Origin of the sequence: Flavobacterium sp. BFFFF1, from assembly GCF_002256285.1 — a bacterium.
Classification (GTDB): Bacteria; Bacteroidota; Bacteroidia; order Flavobacteriales; family Flavobacteriaceae; genus Flavobacterium.
On sequence record NZ_NKJE01000056.1, the window covers coordinates 1 to 4,756 of the forward strand.

6 protein-coding genes are annotated in these 4,756 nt (G+C 44.3%); all 6 read right to left on the minus strand.

What is annotated here, in order from left to right; translation table 11 throughout:
* Window positions 1-1,029, minus strand: a 1,029-nt coding sequence (locus CFE23_RS16360) for an insulinase family protein (protein WP_291090457.1), incomplete at its 3' end; no start/stop codon positions are given.
* Window positions 1,030-1,169: 140 nt separating this feature from the next.
* Entirely contained in the window at window positions 1,170-1,514 is a 345-nt protein-coding gene (rplT, locus tag CFE23_RS16365) for a 50S ribosomal protein L20 (RefSeq protein ID WP_291090460.1), read from the minus strand.
* 167 nt (window positions 1,515-1,681) lie between these two features.
* Window positions 1,682-1,879 carry a 50S ribosomal protein L35 gene (rpmI, locus tag CFE23_RS16370; protein ID WP_291090462.1) on the minus strand — a complete coding sequence of 66 codons (198 nt, stop codon included), beginning with the start codon at window positions 1,877-1,879 and terminating at the stop codon, window positions 1,682-1,684.
* Between the two features lie 96 nt (window positions 1,880-1,975).
* Window positions 1,976-2,527, minus strand: coding sequence for a translation initiation factor IF-3 (infC, locus tag CFE23_RS16375; protein ID WP_291090469.1), 552 nt, complete (start codon window positions 2,525-2,527; stop codon window positions 1,976-1,978).
* Window positions 2,528-2,549: 22 nt separating this feature from the next.
* Window positions 2,550-4,502, minus strand: a complete 1,953-nt coding sequence (thrS, locus tag CFE23_RS16380; RefSeq protein WP_291090464.1) for a threonine--tRNA ligase — start codon at window positions 4,500-4,502, stop codon at window positions 2,550-2,552.
* A gap of 40 nt (window positions 4,503-4,542) precedes the next feature.
* A partial coding sequence (locus CFE23_RS16385; RefSeq protein ID WP_291090466.1) for a hypothetical protein occupies window positions 4,543-4,756 on the minus strand: 214 nt, incomplete at its 5' end.

The window sequence follows — 4,756 nt, forward strand, 5'->3', positions numbered from 1 at the left end:
CGTCCCCACGCCTGAAGTTCTCCAGGCCATGGTAAGGCGCTCTGCGGTTGGGCTTTTTACTTCGCGCTCTGTGATCGCAGTCATGGGCTGTTCAGACACCATTTTCTTCATCGGCAATTCTTTGTATTGGAAAGTGCCGAAATATTTGTCCACCATTTGGATGGTTTTATCGAAATTGAGGTCGCCTACCAATACGACTGCCATGTTGTTTGGCACGTAATAGGTATTGAAATAATTGTGGATGGCGACCATCGACGGATTTTTCAAGTGTTCGGATTTCCCGATCGTGGTTTGCTGCCCATAAGGTGTCAATGGGAACAGCGCGTCCATCAGTGCATAATTGACCAGGCGGCCATCATTGTCCTGCGCGCGGTTGAACTCCTCGTACACGGCTTCTAATTCGGTGTGGAATAAGCGCAGCACCAATTCCGAGAAACGCTCTTTTTCAATCACCATCCATTTTTCCAGTTCGTTGGCCGGAATATTGTTTTTGTATACGGTTTCGTTGAGCCAGGTGTGGGCGTTGGTTCCTTTGGCGCCCAGTGACGAAATCAGTTTATCATATTCGTTGGCAACAGATAGTTTGGAAGCTTCCAGGGATACCTGGTCGATTTGTTTGTAGATGGCTGCTTTTTTTTCAGGATCGGTTTCTGCTTTGTGTTTTTCATACAGATCGGAAATCTGTGCAATCAGCACCTTTTCCTTTTCCCAGTCCTGTGTCCCGATTTTGCTGGTTCCCTTGAAGACCATGTGTTCAAGGTAGTGGGCGAGCCCTGTATTGTCGGAAGGGTCGTTATTTGATCCTGTCCTGACTGGAATGTAGGTTTGTATTCTCGGCTCGTCGGTGTTTTGGGCGAGGTATACCTTTAATCCGTTTTTCAGGGTGTACACGCGCACGCCGGTTTTGTCGTTTTTCACTACTTCATAAGAATACCCATTCGCATCTTTTTTAGTTTCGGTGGTGAAGGATTGTGCGCTGGCTGCCGTAACCGATACGAACAGTAAGCCGCGTAGCATTGTTTTGATCATAATTTTTCTGGTTTGATATCAAAAATAGGGAAAAGATGGAATGTTTTGAAATACAAATGTTAAACCTTTCCTGTAGTGTATAAAAAAACCCGCTCTTTTGAACGGGTTTCTCTATAAGTAAGCTAAACAATTATTAGACGTTATTTTACTTTTTTAAGTATTGCTTTGAAAGCTTCAGGGTGGTTCATTGCTAAATCGGCAAGAACTTTACGGTTCAATTCGATTCCATTTGCTTTTACTTTACCCATGAACTGAGAATAGGACATTCCCTCAAGACGTGCACCAGCGTTGATACGCATAATCCACAGCGCGCGGAAATTTCTTTTTTTCTGCTTTCTGTCACGGTAAGCGTAGCTCATCGCTTTCTCTACCGCATTTTTAGCAACTGTCCAAACGTTTTTACGTCTGCCAAAGAAACCTTTGGCTTGCTTCATAATCTTTTTTCTTCGTGCTCTTTTAGCAACTGAATTTACTGATCTTGGCATAATTTTCTTTTTTTTTTGTAGCAGGCGTCCCGAATTAAATCAAGGGAACTTAAGGCCGTACTCCAGGGTTATTAATGATTTTTAACCGAGAGGTCTTTTGTCAAAAGTCTAAAGTCATAAGTCGAAAGTACTGGACTTTCCCCTTTTGACTTTCGTCTTTCGACTGATTAGATAATCCTCAATTGTTGTTTGATGCTTCTTTCATCCGTCTTGTGAACAAGCGTAGAGTGTGTTAAAGCCAATTTACGTTTTTTCGACTTTTTAGTCAGGATGTGGCTTTTGAAAGCGTGTTTCCTTTTGATCTTACCAGAGCCAGTCACTTTAAAGCGTTTCTTGGCACTGGATTTTGTTTTCATTTTAGGCATAATTCCTAAGGATATTTAGATTTAACTTACTTACTTTTTAGATACGCCCCGCAGCATGATATTCAATGCCGGTTTAACGTGATACTGCTGATGTGGCTATTTGCTTTTCTTTTTCGGCGCGATAAACATGATCATCCTTTTTCCTTCAAGTACGGGCAGTGCTTCCACTTTTCCGTATTCTTCGAGATCCTGGGCGAGCCTTAGTAAAAGGATTTGTCCCTGGTCTTTGTAGATGATGGATCGCCCTTTAAAGAACACGAAAGCTTTTAACTTCGAACCTTCTTTCAGGAACTTTTCAGCGTTTTTCTTTTTGAACTCGTAATCATGCTCGTCTGTCTGCGGTCCGAAACGGATCTCTTTGATGACGACCTGAGTAGATTTAGCCTTAAGCACTTTTTCGCGTTTCTTTTGCTCATAAATGAATTTTTTATAATCCATTATTTTACAGACAGGCGGCTCGGCATTTGGTGAAATTTCCACCAGGTCGAGTTCCTGTTCGTCTGCCATTCGAAGCGCGTCGGAAATTTTATACACTCCCGGTTCAATATTTTCACCCACCAGCCTGACTTCCGGTGTACGGATCAGGTTATTGATTCTGTGGGCGTCTTTTTTTTCTACTCGGGGTTGGTAACCCCTGTTGTTTCTGATTGCTATGGCTCTAAATTTTTAGTTAAACGTTGAATGTTTTTAATGTCTTGTCTATTTCTTCCTGCACCATCGCAGCAAATTGAGCGATTGTAACAGTGGTATTTCCTTTTCCTTCCTGACCGTGACGGCGTACTGAAATGGTGCCGTTTTTCTCTTCTTCCTCGCCAACAATCAGCATAAACGGGTACTTTTGCGTTTCTGCATCCCTGATTTTCCTGCCAATCGTCTCGTTTCTGTTGTCAATTAGGGCGCGAATTTCGTCATTTTCCAGCAATTCTAAAACTTTTTTCGCATAATTTTCATATTTCTCGCTCAAAGACAATATTATAGCCTGTTCAGGCATCAGCCAAAGCGGAAAATTTCCTGCGGTATGTTCCAGTAATATGGCAATAAACCGTTCCATCGATCCAAAAGGCGCACGGTGGATCATCACCGGGCGGTGCAATTTATCATCCGCACCTTTATACGTAAGCTCAAAACGTTCCGGTAGATTGTAATCCACCTGGATGGTTCCCAATTGCCATTGTCTTCCCAAAGCGTCTTTGACCATAAAATCCAGTTTTGGGCCATAGAACGCCGCTTCGCCGTATTCCACAACGGTATTTAGGTTTTTATCACGTGCCGCGCTGATGATCGCGTTCTCCGCTTTTTCCCAGTTTTCATCCGATCCGATATATTTGTCGCGGTTTTCCTGGTCACGCAAAGAGATTTGCGCGGTGAAGTTTTCAAAACCTAACGAACCAAATACATATAATACCAGATCGATTACTTTTTTGAACTCTTCATCCAACTGGTCTGGTGTACAAAAGATATGCGCGTCATCCTGAGTAAACCCGCGAACGCGGGTCAGTCCATGCAATTCTCCTGATTGTTCGTAACGGTACACCGTTCCAAATTCAGCATAACGTTTTGGAAGGTCTTTATAAGACCAGGGTTTGTTGTTGTATATCTCGCAATGGTGTGGGCAGTTCATCGGTTTCAGCAGGAATTCCTCGCCTTCCGCCGGCGTGTGGATCGGCTGGAAGCTATCGGCGCCATATTTTGCGTAATGCCCCGAGGTGACATACAATTCCTTTTGCCCGATGTGAGGCGTAACCACCTGCTCATAGCCGGCCTTTTTCTGTGCTTTTTTCAGGAATTGCTCCAGGCGGTCGCGCAATGCAGCACCTTTCGGGAGCCATAATGGCAAGCCTTGTCCCACCCTTTGTGAAAACGCAAACAATTCGAGTTCTTTTCCTAATTTGCGGTGATCTCGTCTTTTCGCTTCCTCTAAAAGTTCAAGGTAATCGGTAAGGTCCTTTTGTTTAGGGAACGAAACCCCGTAAACACGTGTCAGCTGCTTGTTTTTTTCATCACCGCGCCAGTAAGCTCCGGCAACGCTCATGATTTTCATCGCTTTGATGATTCCGGTATTCGGAATGTGTCCACCGCGGCATAGATCCGTAAACGTGGCATGGTCGCAAAACGTAATTGTGCCATCTTCCAGGTTCTCAATCAATTCAATCTTGTACGGATTGTTTTCGTTTCTGTAAAATGCCAGCGCATCGGCCTTTGAAGCCGAACGCATTTTGAATTCATGCTTCTCACGGGCAATTTCGAGTACACGGTCCTCAATCTTCTTGAAATCCGCATCAGTAATGCTTTTATCGCCAAAATCCACATCATAATAGAACCCTTTCTCAATCGCAGGCCCAATCGTTAGTTTGATTCCCGGATACAATTCCTGTAAAGCCTGCGCGAGGACATGCGAAGTCGAGTGCCAGAAGGCTTTTTTGCCTTCCGCATCGTTCCATGTGTATAAAATAAGGTTACCGTCCGTCGTCAGTTGCGTTTCCGTTTCAACCGTTGTACCATTAAAGGAAGCCGAAATCACGTTTCTGGCCAGCCCTTCGCTAATGCTTTTGGCAACTTCCATTGGCGTCGCGCCGGAAGCAAACTCTTTCACCGAACCGTCGGGTAGTGTAATCTTGATCATTGTTTAAAAATTTGAACGGCAAATATAGAAGTTTCGCAAATCATCGCCAAAAGAAATCCCTATTACTATATAGTATTGTTTTGGGCGTACCCGCGTTGCGGAAATCAGCGAACGCATGTCTGGATTTTTGCTGCAACGCGGTCGGGCTCTTCGCTGTATCTTTTTTGGATGCGGCTTCGCTTTGCTCCGCGCCCATCCCAAAAAAGGATGCCGCTGTGATCCCTAACGCCGATGGGACCCAATGTTCGGTAAGT

What these genes read in the sequence shown, in the direction of transcription:
- rplT (WP_291090460.1), bottom strand. Translation starts at nt 1,514, where the DNA reads ATGCCAAGATCAGTAAATTCAGTTGCTAAAAGAGCACGAAGAAAAAAG.
- rpmI (WP_291090462.1), bottom strand. Translation starts at nt 1,879, where the DNA reads ATGCCTAAAATGAAAACAAAATCCAGTGCCAAGAAACGCTTTAAAGTG.
- thrS (WP_291090464.1), bottom strand. Translation starts at nt 4,502, where the DNA reads ATGATCAAGATTACACTACCCGACGGTTCGGTGAAAGAGTTTGCTTCC.